This is a genomic window from Nitratireductor sp. B36 (genome assembly GCF_020833685.1).
Classification (GTDB): Bacteria; Pseudomonadota; Alphaproteobacteria; order Rhizobiales; family Rhizobiaceae; genus Nitratireductor.
Genome location: NZ_JACKZY010000003.1, coordinates 302,550 through 320,664 on the forward strand (window position 1 = coordinate 302,550; position 18,115 = coordinate 320,664).

At 60.7% G+C, this 18,115-nt stretch carries 19 protein-coding genes; 10 read left to right on the plus strand and 9 right to left on the minus strand.

Annotated features, from left to right (window positions below; genetic code table 11):
- Window positions 1-31 precede the first annotated feature (31 nt).
- The 6 genes from ccmA to H7H48_RS13195 all read left to right on the plus strand — a co-directional run bounded on the left by ccmA (window position 32) and on the right by H7H48_RS13195 (window position 4,072).
- Window positions 32-643, plus strand: coding sequence for a heme ABC exporter ATP-binding protein CcmA (ccmA, locus tag H7H48_RS13170; RefSeq protein WP_229450080.1), 612 nt, complete (start codon window positions 32-34; stop codon window positions 641-643).
- A 49-nt stretch (window positions 644-692) separates the two neighbouring features.
- On the plus strand, window positions 693-1,358 hold the full coding sequence (ccmB, locus tag H7H48_RS13175) for a heme exporter protein CcmB (protein WP_229449520.1): 666 nt from the start codon (window positions 693-695) through the stop codon (window positions 1,356-1,358).
- A gap of 43 nt (window positions 1,359-1,401) precedes the next feature.
- A complete protein-coding gene (locus H7H48_RS13180) occupies window positions 1,402-2,190 on the plus strand; it encodes a heme ABC transporter permease (protein ID WP_370633381.1) in 789 nt (262 codons plus the stop codon).
- Window positions 2,187-2,354 (plus strand): heme exporter protein CcmD, encoded by a 168-nt coding sequence (gene ccmD / locus H7H48_RS13185; RefSeq protein ID WP_007010672.1) that lies wholly within the window; start codon window positions 2,187-2,189, stop codon window positions 2,352-2,354. The genes H7H48_RS13180 and ccmD overlap by 4 nt, the downstream gene beginning before the upstream one ends.
- Window positions 2,351-2,935 (plus strand): DsbE family thiol:disulfide interchange protein, encoded by a 585-nt coding sequence (locus H7H48_RS13190; protein WP_229449522.1) that lies wholly within the window; start codon window positions 2,351-2,353, stop codon window positions 2,933-2,935. The genes ccmD and H7H48_RS13190 overlap by 4 nt, the downstream gene beginning before the upstream one ends.
- A gap of 102 nt (window positions 2,936-3,037) precedes the next feature.
- The gene (locus H7H48_RS13195; RefSeq protein WP_229449523.1) at window positions 3,038-4,072 is read left to right on the plus strand and encodes a DUF2332 domain-containing protein; all 1,035 of its coding nucleotides are present in this window, start codon (window positions 3,038-3,040) and stop codon (window positions 4,070-4,072) included.
- A 199-nt stretch (window positions 4,073-4,271) separates the two neighbouring features.
- Here H7H48_RS13195 and H7H48_RS13200 read toward each other — a convergent pair whose 3' ends face one another.
- The 6 genes from H7H48_RS13200 to H7H48_RS13225 form a co-directional block, all read right to left on the minus strand.
- Window positions 4,272-4,883, minus strand: coding sequence for a LysE family translocator (locus H7H48_RS13200; protein WP_229449524.1), 612 nt, complete (start codon window positions 4,881-4,883; stop codon window positions 4,272-4,274).
- A 4-nt stretch (window positions 4,884-4,887) separates the two neighbouring features.
- Window positions 4,888-5,499 carry a LysE family translocator gene (locus tag H7H48_RS13205; RefSeq protein WP_229449525.1) on the minus strand — a complete coding sequence of 204 codons (612 nt, stop codon included), beginning with the start codon at window positions 5,497-5,499 and terminating at the stop codon, window positions 4,888-4,890.
- A 394-nt stretch (window positions 5,500-5,893) separates the two neighbouring features.
- On the minus strand, window positions 5,894-7,717 hold the full coding sequence (gene typA, locus H7H48_RS13210) for a translational GTPase TypA (protein WP_229449526.1): 1,824 nt from the start codon (window positions 7,715-7,717) through the stop codon (window positions 5,894-5,896).
- A 127-nt stretch (window positions 7,718-7,844) separates the two neighbouring features.
- Window positions 7,845-8,774 carry an MBL fold metallo-hydrolase gene (locus H7H48_RS13215; RefSeq protein WP_229449527.1) on the minus strand — a complete coding sequence of 310 codons (930 nt, stop codon included), beginning with the start codon at window positions 8,772-8,774 and terminating at the stop codon, window positions 7,845-7,847.
- Window positions 8,775-8,969: 195 nt separating this feature from the next.
- On the minus strand, window positions 8,970-10,538 hold the full coding sequence (locus H7H48_RS13220) for an alkaline phosphatase (protein ID WP_229449528.1): 1,569 nt from the start codon (window positions 10,536-10,538) through the stop codon (window positions 8,970-8,972).
- 104 nt (window positions 10,539-10,642) lie between these two features.
- Window positions 10,643-12,697, minus strand: a complete 2,055-nt coding sequence (locus H7H48_RS13225; RefSeq protein WP_229449529.1) for a M3 family metallopeptidase — start codon at window positions 12,695-12,697, stop codon at window positions 10,643-10,645.
- 142 nt (window positions 12,698-12,839) lie between these two features.
- Here H7H48_RS13225 and H7H48_RS13230 point away from each other — a divergent pair, with 142 nt between their 5' ends.
- Both H7H48_RS13230 and H7H48_RS13235 read left to right on the plus strand, forming a co-directional pair.
- Complete coding sequence (locus H7H48_RS13230) at window positions 12,840-13,307, plus strand: MarR family winged helix-turn-helix transcriptional regulator (RefSeq protein WP_229449530.1); 468 nt, start codon at window positions 12,840-12,842, stop codon at window positions 13,305-13,307.
- Window positions 13,304-14,566, plus strand: a complete 1,263-nt coding sequence (locus H7H48_RS13235; protein ID WP_229449531.1) for a multidrug effflux MFS transporter — start codon at window positions 13,304-13,306, stop codon at window positions 14,564-14,566. Before H7H48_RS13230 ends, H7H48_RS13235 begins: the two co-directional genes overlap by 4 nt.
- A 9-nt stretch (window positions 14,567-14,575) precedes the next feature.
- On the opposite strand, the gene H7H48_RS13240 is transcribed toward H7H48_RS13235, so the two are convergent.
- From H7H48_RS13240 to H7H48_RS13250, 3 genes are all read right to left on the minus strand, one after another.
- Window positions 14,576-15,220 (minus strand): carbonic anhydrase, encoded by a 645-nt coding sequence (locus H7H48_RS13240; protein WP_229449532.1) that lies wholly within the window; start codon window positions 15,218-15,220, stop codon window positions 14,576-14,578.
- A gap of 132 nt (window positions 15,221-15,352) precedes the next feature.
- Entirely contained in the window at window positions 15,353-16,237 is an 885-nt protein-coding gene (gene pdxY, locus H7H48_RS13245) for a pyridoxal kinase PdxY (RefSeq protein WP_229449533.1), read from the minus strand.
- Between the two features lie 8 nt (window positions 16,238-16,245).
- The gene (locus H7H48_RS13250; RefSeq protein WP_229449534.1) at window positions 16,246-16,494 is read right to left on the minus strand and encodes a hypothetical protein; all 249 of its coding nucleotides are present in this window, start codon (window positions 16,492-16,494) and stop codon (window positions 16,246-16,248) included.
- Between the two features lie 128 nt (window positions 16,495-16,622).
- Here H7H48_RS13250 and H7H48_RS13255 point away from each other — a divergent pair, with 128 nt between their 5' ends.
- Together H7H48_RS13255 and H7H48_RS13260 are read left to right on the plus strand one after the other, a co-directional pair.
- Window positions 16,623-17,261, plus strand: a complete 639-nt coding sequence (locus H7H48_RS13255) for a LemA family protein (protein WP_229449535.1) — start codon at window positions 16,623-16,625, stop codon at window positions 17,259-17,261.
- 13 nt (window positions 17,262-17,274) lie between these two features.
- Complete coding sequence (locus tag H7H48_RS13260; RefSeq protein ID WP_229449536.1) at window positions 17,275-18,114, plus strand: YgcG family protein; 840 nt, start codon at window positions 17,275-17,277, stop codon at window positions 18,112-18,114.
- Window position 18,115: the final 1 nt, after the last annotated feature.

An 18,115-nucleotide genomic window follows, 5' to 3' on the forward strand; every position in this document is an offset into this window, starting at 1 on the left:
GACCATATCTTTGCCGAAGGACGACCACATGATGCGGCTTGCTGCCGAGGGGCTTGGCGGTGAGCGCGGCGGCGAGACCGTGTTCTCCGGCATCTCTTTCACGCTCGGTGAAGGCGAGGCGCTGACGGTCACGGGGCCAAATGGCGCCGGCAAGTCGACGCTGTTGCGCGTGATCTGCGGCCTTTTGCCAGCCTTGGAGGGCAAGGTGCAGTTTTTCGGTGGAGGGGAGGCGTTTCCGGATGTGGCGTCCGCCTGCCACTATCTCGGCCACCGCAATGCGATGAAAGCAGAGCTTGGCGTCGAGGAAAATTTGCGGTTTTGGCAGGAATTCATGGGCGAGGCCCATCTGCCGCCGTTCGAAGCGCTGGAGATGGTGGGGCTCGGCGATATCGGCCATTTGCCGTTCGGCTATCTCTCCACGGGGCAGAGACGGCGCGCTTCCATCGCGCGGCTTCTGGTGAGCTATCGGCCCGTCTGGCTGCTCGATGAGCCGACATCCGGCCTCGACAAGGCATCCGAAGCGCAATTCGCCGACCTCATGGGCGTGCACCTTGAAGATGGCGGAATGATCGTGGCTGCCACGCATCTGCCGCTTGGCCTGAAGGGCGCGCAGGAGCTGAGAATGGGGGAGGCTGCGGGTTGACGATGCTGGACGTGCGCCCCCTCAAACAGCAACCATCCCGGTTTGCACCATGCTAGCGCTTTTCCGACGCGAATTGCAGATTGGCGTGCGCACCGGCAACGGGGCGCTGACCGGTGTGCTCTTCTTTCTTGCCGTTGTCGCCGTCATACCTTTCGGCGTCGGGCCGGATCTCAATCTTCTGGCGCGCCTCGGCCCGGCAATTCTCTGGATCGGTGCTCTGCTTGCCGGCCTTCTCGGGCTTGAACGCCTGTTCCAGGCTGATCGTGAGGACGGCTCTCTGGACCTGATGCTTCTGGCCGACAGCCGGCACATGATGGCTTTGACCGTGTTTGTAAAATGCTGCGCGCACTGGACGGTCAACGTCCTGCCGCTCGTGGTGGTGACGCCGCTGCTCGGCCTTTTCATGAATGTCGAGCCGGCGGGCATTCTCGCGGCGACCGCGACGCTGGCCGTCGGCACGCCGGCCATCACCTTCATTGGCGCGGTCGGGGCGGCCCTCGCCGTGGCGCTGCCGCGGGGCGGGCTTCTGGTTTCGGTGCTCGTGCTGCCGCTCACCATCCCGGTTCTGATCTTCGGTGTGGCGGCGGCGCGCGGCGCGGTGGCCGACCCCGATCCTTTTCTGCCGCCTTTCCTCATTCTTGCCGCGCTGATGCTGTTCTTTGCCGTCATCGGGCCGCTGGCCGCTTCCCTTGCACTGCGCTGGGGCGGCGACTGATGTGCGGCAATCGATTCGATTGCGGAACAGGACATGCAACGCTATGGGTTCAGGCATGACAAACGCCACGCCGCAAGCCTCCACGCTCTCCGGTCGCCTGACGGCGCTCGCCAATCCCACGCGTTTTCTCGCGCTGGCCGACACGCTTGTTCCATGGTTCGGCGGCCTGTCGCTGGCCGTTCTCGCTGCCGGCTTCTACATGGCGTTCTCCGCCCCGGAGGACTACCAGCAGGGCATCACCGTGCGGATCATGTATATCCATGTGCCGTTCGCCTGGCTTGCCATGTTCTGCTATTCACTGATGGCCATATCCGCGCTTGGAACACTGGTGTGGAAACATCCGCTTGCCGATGTGGCGCTCAAGTCCGCCGCTCCCATCGGCGCGGCATTCACGGCGCTGGCGCTGTTCACCGGCTCCGTCTGGGGCAAGCCCATGTGGGGCACGTGGTGGGTCTGGGATGCGCGGCTGACCTCCGTGTTCATCCTGTTCCTGATGTATCTCGGCATCATCGCCCTGACACGGGCCATGGATGATCCCGGCCGTTCGGCGCGGGCGGCGGCAATTCTCACGCTCGTCGGCTTCGTCAACATACCGATCATCAAGTTCTCGGTGGACTGGTGGAACACGCTGCATCAACCGGCCTCGGTGTTCCGTCTCGATGGGCCAACGATCCACACCTCGCTGCTGTGGCCGCTGCTCATCTGCGCGCTGGGCTTCACACTGCTTTTCGTCACGCTGCATCTGATGGCGATGCGGGCGGACATCTGGCGCCGTCGTGTGGTTGCCATGCGCCGGCTTTCGGCGCGGGCGGCGGAAAGGGCGGCCCGATGACCCACGCAGCCTATGTCTTTGCCGCCTATGGAATCTCGGCGTTGGTGATCGCGGGGCTCGGCCTTTGGATCCTGATCGATCAGGCCGGCCGCAAGCGAGAGCTCAAAGAGCTTGAGGAGCGTGGCATTCGCCGCCGCTCGGACCGCAAGGCGCCGAAGAAATGAGCGTGACAAGCGAAAAGCCGGCCCGCTCGCGGCGGCTTCTGTTCCTGCTGCCGCTTCTTTTCTTTCTGGCGCTTTCGGGGGTCTTTCTGGTTCAGTTGATCTCCGGCAAGGACACGTCTGTGGTGCCATCCGCACTGATTGGCCGCCCCGCGCCGCAGATCGATCTTCCACCGCTCGAGGGGATGAACCTGCCTGGTCTGTCATCGGAGGCCTTCAGCGGCCGGGTCACGCTGGTCAATGTCTGGGGTTCCTGGTGCCTGCCATGCCGTCAGGAGCACCCGCTGCTGATGCAGCTCGCCACGAATGAGCGCGTCGTGATTGCGGGACTCAACTACAAGGACAAGCCGGAAAACGCCCGCCGGTTTCTGGGCGATCTCGGCAATCCCTACGATGCCATCGGTGTCGACCAGAATGGTCGCGCGGCGATCGACTGGGGTGTCTATGGCGTTCCTGAAACCTTTCTCGTCGGACCTGATGGCACGATTCGCTACAAGCATGTGGGGCCGTTCACGCCCGAGAGTATCCGGGAAAGTCTGATGCCCGAGATTGAAAAAGCTCTGGCGGAGCGCCCGGCGGGCTGATTGGCCACACCATATTCTCTGGCCCAGATAAAATGCTGCACTGCAGCAAAAGTGCCGTGAAACGCATGCTAGGGTTTTCCTCCCAACGAACAGGAGGGATGTATGACGACCCATATCAGCGCGCATTTCGAGAAGCAGGCGCAGGCCTGCGATCGCATGGGTTCTCCCTTTACGGCGCAGTTATGCCGTCTCCTGCCTGACATACTGGACCGCGAGACCGCCACCGGTGCGCGCGTGCTCGGCTGGCCGGGCGAGGCCGGGGAGGATGCGCTGGCGCTGCGTCTGTGTGGCGGGCTCCACGCGCTTGTGCTTGCCGGTGAAGATGCCGCACTTGCCGGTGTCTATCCACCGAACGCGGCTTCGCCTGAGGCGCTTCGAAAGGCCGTGAGTTCTGCCATCGCCCGCCATGATGAGCGTCTTTGCGCCAATCTGGACAGCGCACCACAGACCAACGAGATCGGTCGTTCTGCGATGCTCCTGCCGGGTTTTCTCCAGATCGCGCGCGACACAGGCCTGCCGCTCGATCTTTATGAAATCGGCTCGAGTGCAGGGCTCAACCTTCTGTTTGACCGCTTTCACTACCGCTATGGCGATAGCGTATGGGGCGACGCCGCTTCACCCGTGAGGCTGGCGCCCGAGACGCGGGGGGCAGCCCCGGACCTGTCGGGGGCGCTGGATATCGCCACGCGCCAGGGCAGCGACATCGCGCCCATCGACGTGTCCCGTGATGATCAGCGGTTGCGATTGACTTTCTATGTGTGGGCGGATCAGGAGGCGCGGCTTTCCCGCTTGCGCGCGGCAATGGAGCTGGCAAACGAGACGCCTTTCGCACTGGAAAAGGCGGATGCCGCTGACTTTGTGGATGCCGCGCTTGCCGCCCGCCGGTCTGATCGCGTCACGGTGCTGTTCCATTCGATCATGTGGCAATACCTTCGCCATGAAACGCGGACCCGTATAGAGACCGCGCTTGAAACGGCTGGCCGGGCAGGCGGTCCACCCATCGCATGGCTGCGCATGGAACCCTCGGACACGAATGAGCCATTCGCGCTGGTTTCGCTCACGCTGTGGCCAACCGGAGAGCGCCGCGATCTTGCGCGCTGCGACTTCCATGGCCGCTGGATCGAGTGGTTGCTCTAATGCATGTCGCTTTCAAATGAATTCATTTGAAAGACAAAGAACATGCATCATTTGAAAGTGTTACAGCGTCCTTTGCGCGTCTTATAAGACGCGCGGCGCTGTAGATCGCCATGCATCCATCCGGACGCATGGCGATCCAGACTATTGATGGAGCATCGGAATAGTCCGAAAACCGGGTTCCACTTTTCGGTCCGATGCTCTAGCGCGTTGCGATGGCCGCCGCAGCACCGGCCATCATCGAGGCGCTGGTGCGGTTCGCAATCCGCATGGCACGCGGGCTTTTCAGCAGCCTGCGTGCCTGCGTGGCGGCAAGCACCCACACGGCATCCACCGCCACCAGAACAACCACCATGGTGAGCGTCAGCTCCGCCCAGCCCATCAGCGTCACGGAGGCGACGTCGATGATGGTGGGCAGCAGCGCCAGGTAAAACATCATGATTTTCGGATTTCCGAGGGTCACTGCCATGCCGGTGAAGAAGAGACGCAGGCGCGAGCCGGCATTGGGCAGGGCTTCGCCACCCGTTTCCACGGGCGCGGTCCACATCTTCCATGCGAGATAGAGCAGATAGGCCACGCCCGCATATTTGATCGCCACAAAAGCCATGTGGAAGGTCTCCGCCACATAGGCGAGGCCTAAAATGGCGAAGGAGAGCCAGATACCCTCACCGATCCACATGGCGGCCAGGAACGGCAACACATCGCGCCAGCCGCGTGTGATGACGCGGGCAACCAGTGCCGCGATGCTGGGGCCGGGAGAGCCGGCCGCGACAAGCAGGGCGCCGGCAAAGATGATGAGGGCGGAGATATCCATTGTTCTACCTTGCTGAGAGCGCCAGACGCAGGCCGAGCGCGGCAAAGGCTGCCGCAAACGAGCGCCGCAGCCATTTCATGATGGTCGGGCTCGACAGGACCCGGCCGCGCACGAGCGAGGCCATCTGCCCATAGAGCACGAAGACGACGAAGGTCATCGCCATGAAGATGAAGCCCAGCCACGCCATGTTGAGCGCCGGCAGGGCGCTTTCAGCGGGAATGAACTGGGGCAGGAAAGCGAGAAAGAAGATCGAGAGCTTTGGGTTCAGAATGTTGATCAGGAAGCCGCGGCGGATGATTGCCCGATGCGGGATCGCGCTGCGGTCTGGCTCGGCATTCAGCATGCCGCTCTCCTTCAGCGCGCCCCATGCCATCCAGAGGAGATAGAGCACCCCGGCGAATTTCACGATCTGGAACAGCATCGCGCTGGCATGCAGCAGGGCGGCGATGCCGAGGATCGCGGCTGCGATATGGGGCAGAATGCCGAGCGTGCAGCCGAACGCGGCCGAAACGGATGCCAGCCCGCCGCGGCCAAGCGCGATGGCCAGTGTGTAGATCACACCAGTGCCTGGAATGAGCACGACGACAAGCGCCGTGAGCAGGAATGTGGGATCCATTGGGGGGCTCCTCCACAAAGGTACGGAGATTAGGGCGCCATGTATGGAAACTGTCAACCCGGATGGCGGGATGTATTGACGGCTGAGCCTGGCACCCTCGCCCTTCGACAAGCTCAGGATGAGGGCTACTGAAGACGGCCAGTAAGCTCACCATTGAAATGTCGAGGTGACAGAGCGGTGGGCGGTTGATCCTCGCGGACGATAAACCTTTCGAGCCACTGCCACGTCCCAGTAACCCTCATCCTGAGCTTGTCGAAGGGCGAGGGTGCTGGGCAACAACGTCGATGTTGCTCTCAAGACGCACAGTATCACAACTTAAAAAGAGGATGATGACGCCGCATTCTCGCTGGTTTAGGGCCCGCAAGGCAAGTGCGGGCTCATGTGCCAGTCAACCTCAAGCCGCGCCGGCGCGGCTTTTCTCGAAGCGTTTCCGCTCGTGCGGGTCGAGATAGAGTTTGCGCAGGCGGATCGACTTCGGCGTCACTTCCACCAGCTCGTCTTCCTGGATCCAGGAAAGCGCGCGCTCCAGCGTCATGCGGATCGGCGGGGTCAGTTTCACCGCTTCATCCTTGCCAGCGGCGCGGATGTTGGTGAGCTTCTTCCCCTTCAGCACGTTCACTTCCAGATCGTTGTCGCGGGAGTGAATGCCGATGATCATGCCCTGATAGACTTTCACGCCGGCATCGATCACCATCGGGCCGCGATCTTCCAGGTTGAACAGGGCGTAGGCCGCTGCCTCGCCGTCATCATTGGAGATCAGGACGCCGTTCACGCGGCCGCCGATCTCGCCCTTGTAGGGCTGATAATCGTGGAACAGCCGGTTCATGATGGCCGTGCCGCGCGTGTCGGTCAAAAGCTCCGACTGATAGCCGATCAGGCCGCGCGTGGGCGCGTGAAAGACGAGGCGCTGGCGGTCGCCGCCAGAGGGGCGCAGCTCGATCATCTCGGCCTTGCGCTCCGACATCTTCTGCACGACGACGCCGGAATGCTCCTCGTCCACGTCGATGACCACTTCCTCGATGGGCTCGAGAAGCTGGCCGTTTTCGTCTTTCTGCATCACCACGCGGGGGCGCGAGACGGCGAGCTCGAAGCCTTCGCGGCGCATGGTTTCGATGAGAACGGCGAGCTGAAGTTCGCCACGGCCGGAGACGTAGAAGGAATCCTTGTCGTCGGCTTCCTCGATCTTCAGTGCCACATTGCCCTCGGCTTCCTTCAGGAGGCGGTCGCGGATCACGCGGCTCGTCACCTTGTCGCCCTCGGTGCCGGCCAGCGGCGAGTCGTTGACGATGAAGCTCATGGTCACGGTCGGCGGGTCGATCGGCTGAGCTTCCATCGGCTGGGTGACCGACGGGTCGCAGAACGTGTCGGCGACGGTGCCCTTGGAGAGACCTGCAATGGCGACGATGTCGCCTGCATGGGCCTCCTCGATGGGCTGGCGCTCGAGCCCGCGGAAGGCGAGGATCTTGGAGATGCGTCCGTTTTCCAGAAGCGTGCCGTCGTGATGCAGCACCTTCACGGCCTGGTTCGGCTTGATGGATCCGGCCGCGATACGGCCGGTAATGATGCGGCCGAGGAAGGGGTTGGCTTCCAGAATGGTGCCGATCATGCGGAAAGGGCCGGGCTCGGTGGTGGGCTCGGGCACATGCTTGAGCACGAGGTCGAACAGCGGGGCGAGACCCTGATCCTTGGGACCTTCGGGCTCGTAGTTCATCCAGCCGTCGCGGCCCGAACCGTAGAGGATCGGAAAGTCGAGCTGCTCGTCAGTGGCGTCGAGCGCGGCGAAGAGGTCGAACACCTCGTTGATCACCTCGTCGGCACGGGCGTCCGGACGGTCGATCTTGTTGATGGCGACGATCGGCTTCAGGCCGACCTTGAGCGCCTTGCCGACAACGAACTTGGTCTGGGGCATCGGGCCTTCGGCCGCGTCCACCAGAAGCACGGCGCCATCCACCATGGAGAGGATGCGCTCCACCTCGCCGCCGAAATCGGCGTGGCCGGGCGTGTCGACGATGTTGATGCGGGTGTCCTTCCACTCCACCGAAGTGGCCTTGGCAAGAATGGTGATGCCGCGTTCTTTTTCGAGGTCGTTGGAGTCCATGGCCCGCTCGGCGACGCGCTGGTTGTCGCGGAAGGCGCCGGACTGCTTCATAAGCTCGTCGACGAGTGTCGTTTTCCCATGGTCAACGTGGGCGATGATCGCAATATTGCGCAGTTTCATATGTGCTCTTTGGGGTCGGTAGGCGCGCGAAAGGCATGGCGCGGCCAGTTGCGTTGCCGCGCTCATACAGGTTTTTTCGCAATTGCGAAAGTGCGCAGTGCCAATGCCGGGCGAGAGCCGGCCGTGTTTAGCCCCAGCTTGCGCCTTCCAGCGCGTTTAGAGGAAACTTCAGATAGCGCTTGCCATTGGCTTCCGGCGCCGGCAGTTGCCCTGCATTCATGTTTACCTGCAAGGCATGGAGGATGAGCTTGGGCATGGGCAGGGTTTTATCGCGCGCCTCACGCATCGCGACGAATTCTGCTTCCGTCTTGCACTTGGAAATATGGCTGTTGGTGGCCCGTTGCTCGGCAACGGTGCTTTCAAAACGCGGCTCGCGCCCATCGGGCTGATAGTCGTGTCCGACGAAGATGCGGGTCTCGTCAGGCAGGCTGAGAATTTCCTGAATGGACTTCCAGAGCCGTTCGGCGCTGCCGCCGGGAAAATCGCAGCGGGCGGTCCCAGAATCGGGCATGAACAGCGTGTCGTGAACGAACGCTGCATCGCCGATCACATAGGTAATCGAAGCCAGGGTGTGACCGGGCGAGAACATCACCTTTGCTGGCAGCGTCCCAATGGAAAAAGTCTCGCCATCGGCAAACAGCCTGTCCCATTGCGAGCCGTCTGCCTTGAAGTCGGGCCAGTTGTAGATCGTCTTCCAGAGCTTCTGGACCTCGATAACCTTCTCGCCAATGGCCGTGGGTTTACCCGTCTTCTCCTTGAGATAGCCTGCGGCAGAGAAATGGTCGGCATGGGGATGCGTGTCCAGAATCCACTCAAGCTCCAGGCCTTTCTCATGAATAAATGCCAGAAGCTTGTCCGCGTGCTCCGTGGAGGTGTTGCCGGATTTTTCGTCGAAATCGAGAACCGGGTCGATAATAGCGCATTTTCCGGTTGCCGGGTCGGCAACGATATATTGGGCGGAAAAGGTGCGCTTGTCGAAGAAGACGGTCACATCCGGCCGTGCGGAAGCAGTTCTCACCGCCGAATCGGCTTGCTGAGGCGCCTGCGTATGGTCCATCGTGCTCTCCGTGAGTGCTTGCGATGCAAGCTAGATAGTGCCGATGGGAAGAAGATTCAATTTTCCCAACTGCGACCATTTGGGCATGTCGTTCTAACAAATTGGTGGTTTGAGCCAACAGTTGGCTTATTCTTTTAAAGACGCGCAAGAAAAAACCGGGGCCAGAGACCCCGGTTGATGGTTCGTCAAACCCGTTCAGGCAGAGCGCACGGGGTCGAGCGTCACCTTGTAGAGCTCGTTGTCGTCGCGATCCATGAGGCGTACCGTCATCTGTTCTGTGCTCGCGTCGATGTCGACGAGACCGAAGAACTGGAAGCCGGCGGAGGGAGGCAGATTTGCCCCCTGTTCCTCGCTTGGGGCCTTCACATATTTGAGTTCCGGGCCGAACGTGCCGTCAAGCTTGTTGGGGCCGAACGTGCCGGCGTGAAGCGGGCCGGAAACGAATTCCCAGAAAGGCTTGAAGTCCTGGAAGGCTGCTTTGTCGGGATTATAGTAATGGGCGGCCGTGTAGTGCACATCGGCGGTGAACCAGACAGTGTTTTCGATGCCGGCATTCTTGATGTAGCGCAGGAGATCGGCGATCTCGAATTCACGGCCTTTCGGGGCGGAATTGTCGCCATTGGCGATGGCCTCGATCTTGTCGCCATCCGGTACCACCAGGCCGATCGGCATGTCGGCGGCAATGACCTTCCATGTGGCGCGGGAGTTGGCAAGCTCGCGCTTCAGCCAGCGGATCTGCTCGTCTCCGAGGAAGCGGGTTTCCTCGCTCGCAGTTTCCTGCAGGCTGTCGGAGTTGGCGGCGCGGTAGGAGCGCATGTCGAGGAAGAAGACGTCGAGCATCGGCCCGTAGGCGATCTTGCGGTAGACCCGGCCCGGCTCTGCGGGGGTATAGCGGATCGGCGTCATTTCATGGAACGCACGGGCCGCGCGGGCCTGCAGCAGGGGCACGGATTTTTCGGTGTAGCGATCGTCTTCGGAAAGATCCTTGGAGGCCGACCAGTTGTTGACCACTTCATGGTCGTCCCATTGGAAGAAGGTTGGGCAGACGGCGTTCAGCGCGCGCACATGATCATCCATCATGTTGTACTTCCACTGGCCACGGAACTCGTCCAGCGTTTCTGCCACCTTGCGCTTCTCGTCGATGAGAACCGTGTTTTTCCAGACGCTGCTGTCTTTCAGCGTGACCTCGTCCTCCATCGGGCCATCGGCATAGATGGTGTCACCGGAATGGAGGAAGAAATCTGGCCGGTGCTTCTCCATGGTGGCATAGGTTTTCATGCCGGCTTCGTCGATGCCCCAGCCCTGTCCGGCCGTGTCACCCGACCAGGCGAAGCGGATGTTGCGCCGGGCCGAGGGCGCCGTGCGAAAGCGGCCGAGGATCCACTCGGAAGTGGCGTTGCTGTCGCTGAGATCGGCAGCGCGCATGCGATAGAAGATCTCCTGGTCCGGCGTGAGATCCGTCAGAAGCCGCTTCACCGCGAAGTCGCTCTCCGGCAGCGCATCCATAGTGGGCAGTCGGGTGGCGTTCGAGAAGCTCTCCGTGGAGGAAACCTCGAACTCGATCCGAGCCGGTCGGTCGGCCCGCGTCCAGATCATGCCGCTCGTCGTGTCGACATCGCCGGACTGAACACCATGGGTGAACATCGGGCGCGAAGAGGCCCGCGAGATGGCGGGCATGGAAACCCCGCCCACGGCGGTGGCGAGTGCGGTTGCGCCGGTTCCAAGGAGGAATTTACGGCGGGTACTCACTGCAAAGGACTTCATGACAGTCTCCCTCAATCTGGTTGATTCTCGGGAGGCAATCTGGTGGTTCAATGTTGCAGTGAGTTATCGCTCACATGACACATCCGTGACTGTCAAAAGCTCTTTCAGGCAAGCCCCTTCTTCTCCATCATCGCTTCCGGGGTGGGCATGCGGCCGCGGAAGGCTTTGTAGAGGTCTTCAGGATCCGCTGAACCGCCCGCAGAATAGATGTGCTGACGCAGCTTCTGTGCCGTTTCTGGATCGAAGGGATCGCCTTTCTCCTCGAAAGCGCGGAAGGCATCGGCATCGAGAACTTCCGACCACATGTAGGAGTAGTAGCCGGCTGAATATCCATCGCCGGCAAATACATGCAGGAAATGCGGGGTGCGGTGGCGCATGACGATGGCATCTGGCATCCCGAGCTTTTCCAGCGTTTCCGCTTCAAAGCGCAGTGGGTCGTCCGGCGCTTCAGCCTGGCTGTGAAAGGCCATATCGACCAGCGCTGATGCGGTGAACTCCACTGTGGCAAAGCCGGCATCGAACGTGCGGGCGGCGCGCATTTTCTCCACCAATTCCTGAGGCATGGGAGCGCCGGTCACATGGTGCTTTGCAAATTTCTGCAGCACGTCAGGCACGGTAAACCAGTGCTCGAAGAGCTGCGAGGGCAGCTCGACGAAGTCGCGGGAGACGGAAGTGCCGGAAATTGACGGCCAGGTCACATCACTCAGGAGGCCGTGCAGCGCATGGCCGAATTCATGGAACAGGGTGCGCGCCTCGTCCACGGACAGCAGGGCTGTCTGGCCCTTTGGCGGCTTCGCGAAATTCATCACATTGTAGATGATCGGCGATTTTCCCTCACCCAGGCGATAGCCGGATTGGAGAGCGCTCATCCACGCGCCGGAGCGCTTGGAAGGCCGGTTGAAATAATCGGCCAGGAAAAGACCACGCCTTGTGCCATCAGCGTTGCACACGGCGAATGTGCACACATCCTCGTGCCATGCAGGCACCCCTTTCAGCTCTTCGAAGGTAAGGCCGAACAGCCGGTGTGCCACGTCAAATGCGGCAGCGATGACATTCTCCAGAGCGAGATAGGGTTTGAGTGCGCTCTCATCGAATGCAAACCGCTCTGCGCGCCGCTTTTCGGCGTAATAGCGCCAGTCCCAGGGGGCAATGGCGTGGTTTTGCCCTTCCTGTGCGGCAAGGCGGGCCAGTTCTTTCTCGTCTTCTGCGGCCTTCTCGCGCGCTTTCTGCCAGACAGGCTGCAACAGATCCTGCACGGCATCAGGGGTCTTGGCCATGGTATCATCGAGTTTCAACGCTGCGTAGGATGCATATCCAAGCAACTTCGCTTTCTTGGCGCGCAGCTTCAAGGTTTTGGCGATCACATCCGTATTGTCTGTTTTCCCGCCATTCTCGCCTCGCTTGGCAAAGGCTTTGAACACCTTTTCGCGTAGGTCACGCCGTTCCGATGAGGCGAGAAACGGTTCGACAATGGAGCGCGACAGCGTGGCCGCATACAGGCCTTTTTTGCCACGGGCCTCTGCAGCTTCTGACATGGCGCTCTTCACCGCATCGGAGATCCCCCCAAGATCACTCTCCTCGAGAAACAACGCCCAGCCGCTTTCGTCGGCGAGCACGTTTTGCCCAAATTGCGCACCAAGGCCAGCGAGCTCCTCGTTGATCGCCGCAAGGCGCTCCTTGTCGGTCTGGTCGAGCTGTGCGCCGCCACGCACGAAGCGCTTCCAGGTCTTTTCGAGAACGCGGCTTGTTTCGGCATCGAGACCCAGCCTCGCTCGATCCTGATAGAGCCGGTCGATGCGGGAGAAGAGCATCTCGTTCATGAAGATTGCAGAAACGTGCCGAGCCATGCGCGGCGAAATCTCACGCTCCAGTTCCTGGATGGTCTCATTCGTGTGCGCCCCGGCACGGCACCAGAATATGGCGGAAACCTTCGACAGAGCATCTCCTGCAAGCTCCAATGCGGTCAGCGTGTTCTCTATGTCGGGCGCCTTGGTGTTGCCGGCAATCCTGGCAATTTCCGTTTCGTGCGCGGTCAACGCTGCCTCGAACACGGGGGCAAAAGCTGCGTCGTCAAAAGCGGTGAAATCCGGGAGGCCATGCGGGCCCGTCCAGTTCGTCAGTGGGTGGGTTGCAAGGTCAATGGGCGCGGATTTCTGCATGGCGGTTCCGGGAGGTTGGGAGAGAAAACTCTTAGCGATGTAAGCGTTGCGCGCCAGGGGTGCAATGGTGGGCGTTGACGGTCATTCATCATGACTATATGTAATGCTTATATTAAGCTTGCCTTATAATAAGGGTCCTGTTGTGACGCATTCCGTCAATCCTGATTCCTTCGGCTTTCTGGTCGCAGATATCCATCGTTTGTTCCGCAGCACGATGGACCGTGCCATAGCGGAGGCTGGTCTCGGTGTAACACCTGGTGAAGCGAGAACGCTGGTCCATGCGGCGCGCGCGGGGGCCGTCCGGCAGAATGTTCTGGCGGAGCGCATGGGTGTTGAGGCCATGACGCTGAGCGGTTATCTCGACCGGCTGGAAGCGCGTGCGCTTGTTCGGCGTTTGAATGACCCGAGGGACCGACGCGCCAAACTGGTCGAACTCACCGACGCAGCCGATAGCGTGCTGGAAGCGATTGGTGCGATGGCTGCGGAAATGCGAAAGAAGGCGGCAGGATCGCTCAGCCAGTCCGAGTGGGAGAGCCTGCTTGAGCAGTTAAAGCTCGTTCGCGCCAACCTGGCGATGGCTTCTGAAAAGCCCGCGGAGGCAGGTTTATGAACCTGCGTGCCGAAACATCGAGTGAGGTTGTCGCATCGCCACTGATGAGCGAGCGGCGTGTCAGCATCATCGGGGCGATGCTCGTGGCGCTCGGACCGGTCTCAATGGCGCTTTTTACGCCTGCCATGCCTCAGATCGTCGAAGCGTTCGGCACAACGGAAGCCGCGGTCAAGATGACCATATCGCTTTACTTTGCCGGCTTTGCATTGGCGCAACTCTTTTGCGGCCCGCTTTCGGACGGGCTGGGGCGCAAACCAGTCACCTTCGGCTTTATCGGCATTTACGTGGTGGCAAGCTTTGCCGCACTGATGTCACCCAACATAGAGATGCTTATCGCCGCCCGATTCTTGCAGGGTTTTGGCGCGGCCGTCGGCGTCGCGGTATCGCGCGCGGTCGTACGCGATCTCTTCACCCATGAGAGCTCTGCTCGCATCATGAACCTGATCGGCATCATCCTTGCGATAGGGCCGGCCTTCGCGCCCACCCTCGGCGGGCTGACCATGCAGCTTGCGGGGTGGCATGCGATCTTTGGGCTGATGCTTGTAGCAGGCGTTGTGATTTCTCTCGTGATCCATTTCTGCATGCGGGAAACGGTCGAACGTGATCTGTCGCGGATCAGTCCGAAAGCCTTGATCCATTCCTACGGTCTTTTGCTTGGCAACGCCTATTTCATGCTTTCAAGTATGGTCATCGCAGGCGCGGTTGGCGCTCTCTATACCCAGGCCACGGTGCTGCCTTTTATTCTGATGAGCCGGGTTGGTCTCACTCCTGCCGAGTTCGGTATCGGCATGCTGGCGCAGTCAGGCATGTATTTCACCGGCGCGCTCGTGGCGCGTTTTCTGATGAGGTCGCTAGGAGCTTACAAGCTCGTGCCCATCGGTCTTGCAGCCATCGGGGCAGGCAGCCTGCTTCTTATCATCACCCTGACCCAGTTCGAACCGAGCTTTATCGGGGTGATGGGCCCCGTTGGAATCTATGCATTCGGCATCGCATTTGTGATGCCCGCGATGATGACGGCCGGGCTCGCGCCTTTTCCGCGCATTGCGGGTTCAGCTTCTTCGCTCACGGGATTTTTGCAGATGGGCACCGGGCTCGCCGGAGGCAGCATCGCCGCCCTGATTGGCGATCCGGTGCTGGCCATGGTGCTGATCATCCCGACGCTCGGAAGCGTGGCAATTATTTCGTGGCTGATCTGGAACAGGCTGCCGGAACCGGCATTGGCAACGGCGCTACGGCCAAGCCCGCCGGGTCCGGTCTAACAAGAGCCGTCAATCAAGCTGCGGCCGCTCAAAATCGCCGGTCTGGGGATTCATCACCCACAACTCGCCGCTTGAAATATCGAACCAGGCGCCGTGAAGGGAGAGCTTTCCCTTGTCTTCCAGTATCTTCACGCAGGGGAAGCTGCGCAGGTTCTGAAGCTGATAGCGGATTGAAATGCGCTCAAGTGCGGTCTGACGCTCAGACTGGGTCATCAGCTCGTTGCCGGCCACAGCTTCGGCTGCCGGTGCGACGAGCCCCATCCATTTTCCGATGAAATCGCCCGGAGAAAGTGGCTCTGCCGAGGGATTGAGTGCGGCTCCGATACCGCCGCAGCGGCCATGCCCCATCACGACAATATGCTTCACCTTCAGGCTTTGCACAGCAAACTCGAGCGCGGCTGAGGTGCCGTGATGGTGATCGTCAGGCTCGTAAGGCGGCACAAGATTGGCCACATTGCGCACGACGAAAAGCTCACCCGGGCCGCAGTCGAAGATGGTTTCCGGTGCCGCGCGTGAATCGCAGCATGCGATAACCATGGTTTGCGGTGACTGGCCTTCGTTGGCCAGTTTGCGGTAGCGCTCACTCTCGGAGCTGTATCGGCCCGCCATGAAATTGCGGTAGCCGGAGATAAGGCGTTCAGGAAGGTGCGTCATGAGCTTTCGAATAGCGAGAAAATGCGTGGCGTGCAATCCGGTTTGATCCACCTGCAACACCGCTGTGCATTGTTCCTGAAAGCCTCATCAGTGTGCAGTCTGTTCAACCTGCCCCCGGAAACTTTGGTGGCTTCAACCTTGAGCGGAAACGGAGCCAGCGACACGCTCGATCTCGATCATCATTTGCGGCCGCGTCAGAATCTGCCGGTCGGTTTCCAGCATCAGCTCATCCGACCCACGTTCGGTCGCCCTGTTGAGGATTGCGACCACGGAACCGGTGGTCTTGGCGAGCGCTTCCTCCTCCGACTCGCCGGCAAGCAGCCGGGCAAGATAGAGCGCCGCGGTGAGATCGCCGGTTCCGTTCGGAGCTTTGGGAATGCTGTCGTGAGCCGCGCGCAGCACTTCCCTTCTGCCCACCAGCAGATTTGCCAGGCGGTCGGGGCTGCTTGCAGGGGCGGAGGTTACCAGCACCTCGGCAGGGGCTGCCTTTCGCGCGGCACGGATCGCAGAATCGGTGCCGTCAGTATCGACGCCCGTGAGCCAAGCCAGCTCATATCGATTTGGCGTTGTGATATCGGCCAGAGGCAGCAGCTTGTCGCGGATGGCCGCAGCCGTCGGCTCAGGCACATACAGGCCGCCTCGATCTCCAAGCACCGGATCACAGACATAGCGCGCTTCTGGATTGCGGCTTTTCAGGGTTTCCACCAGGCCGGCTATCGCATTTGCCTGTTCGGGGTCGCCCAGATAGCCGGAGAGAACCGCTGAGACTTCGCCCAGCCATGGCGCATGTTGAAGGTCGCTTACGAAACGCGCGAACTGGTCGGGTTCGGGCACAATGCGCGTGGCAGGGCCATGGCCCGGGTGCCACGGAAGGATTACCGTAGGCACTGCCCATACCGGAAAACCGAGCGCCTCCAACGTGAAAACGGCGGCGCGGTTTCCAACACTGCCTCGGGCCACATGGCTGGATATGACAATGACAGCGCGGGTTCCGCGCCGGTTTTCTTCTCTGGTCATGTTGTCATTCACCCGCCGATGATGCCGAAAACGTAAAGGAGAATCCAAAGGATGAGGGCGGTCAGGGTGGTCACCGCGATGGCTCTGCCGATCCGTGTTCCCCATAGTTCAATCGGATCGTTCTGCTCCGCGTCCCTGGCCGAAATGTGATCGCGCGCGCGGGTCATCATGGAGCTGCCTTCGCTCTCACGGCTGACCCGGTCGAGGATCCGCCGCGATTCCGCTTCGGCCTGTTCCTTGCGCTTCTGTGTTGACACTGTACGAAAAACCCGTTGCCGTTGTTCAAGCCTGACCGTACATCATGCATCCATTGTTCGGAATTGGTTTCCTATCAGTGGACCATGTTCTAATGTCGAGAGAGCCAATTTTCCGGAGGTGTCCCTTCATGCCGATTGCCAAGCCGCTCGCCGCCATGCCCGTACGCGGCCTTTTTTCCCTACTGGCGCTTTGCCTGATGCTGCCGCTGTTGTCGGCTTGCGGCTTTAATACGATCCCGACTCGCGAAGAGCAGGCGAAAGCCGCCTGGAGCGAAGTGCTGAACCAGTATCAACGTCGCGCCGACCTGATCCCCAATCTCGTCGAGACCGTGAAGGGTTATGCCGCTCAGGAGCGCGAGGTGCTTGAAGGCGTTGTCGAAGCCCGCGCGAAAGCGACCCAGGTTCAGATTTCGCCGGATATGCTGACCGACCCAGAGGCCTTCAAGGCATTTCAGGAAAGCCAGGCCGGTCTCTCCGGCGCGCTGTCCCGCCTTCTTGCCGTGGTTGAAAATTATCCGGATCTGAAATCGAGCCAGAACTTTCTTGCTCTGCAGGCACAACTCGAGGGTACGGAAAACCGTATCGCCGTGGCGCGGCGTGACTATATCGAGGCGGTCCGGCTCTACAACACCTCCTTGAAAACGCTGCCCTCCATGCTTTGGGCCATGTTCTGGTTCACCGGCAATGAACCTTATGAGACCTTCACAATCTCAGAAGAGAAGATGGATGTGCCGTCTGTGAATTTCGGCACAAGCAGCGGCGGCTGACGGAGACTGATCCATGGGGGAGGCTGTTTCGCGGGCTCTGACCACGTTTGGTCACCGCAGTATCTGGCTTGCGTTGGTTGCGGGATTTATCTGGATTGCGGCGGCATCCGCAGTCGCTGCTGCCGAATTGCCTCGTCTCACCGGACGGGTGGTCGACAATGCAGGGATCATTGATGCAGCCAGCGAAGCGGCCCTCAATTCGAGGCTTGAAGCTTTCGAGGCCAGATCTTCAGATCAGATCGTGGTTGCCACGATTCGTAGTCTGGATGGAGAGGCGCTGGAACCGTTTGCCAACCGGCTGTTTCGCGCCTGGGGACTGGGGCAGGCAGGCGAAGACAATGGCGTCCTGCTCCTCGTTGCGCTTGATGATCGCAAGATGCGCATAGAGGTGGGTTACGGTCTTGAGGGAACGCTCACAGACCTGCATTCAAAACTCATTATCGAAAACACCATGGTGCCTGCCTTTCGTGCCGGCGATTTTTCGACAGGCATCAGTGGTGCGGTCGATGACATCATCATGGTTCTGGAAGGCAATGCAGCCGAACTGGAAGCGCGCGCGAAGCGCAGCCAACAGAGTGACAAGGGGTCTGGCTGGCCGGTCATACTGTTCTTCCTCGTCTGGGCCACGTTCTTTTTTGGTGGTATCGCGATGGCGTTCCTGCCGCCGATTTTCGGCCGCAAGATCGGTCCTGGACGTTACAAATGGCTCGGCATGACGGTGGATTACACCAAGTCGCGTGGCGGTTCATCCGGTGGACGGTCATCGGGTGGCTGGTCTTCCGGCGGTGGCGGTGGGGGCTTTTCCGGCGGTGGTGGCTCATCGGGCGGCGGCGGTGCATCGGGGAGCTGGTAGA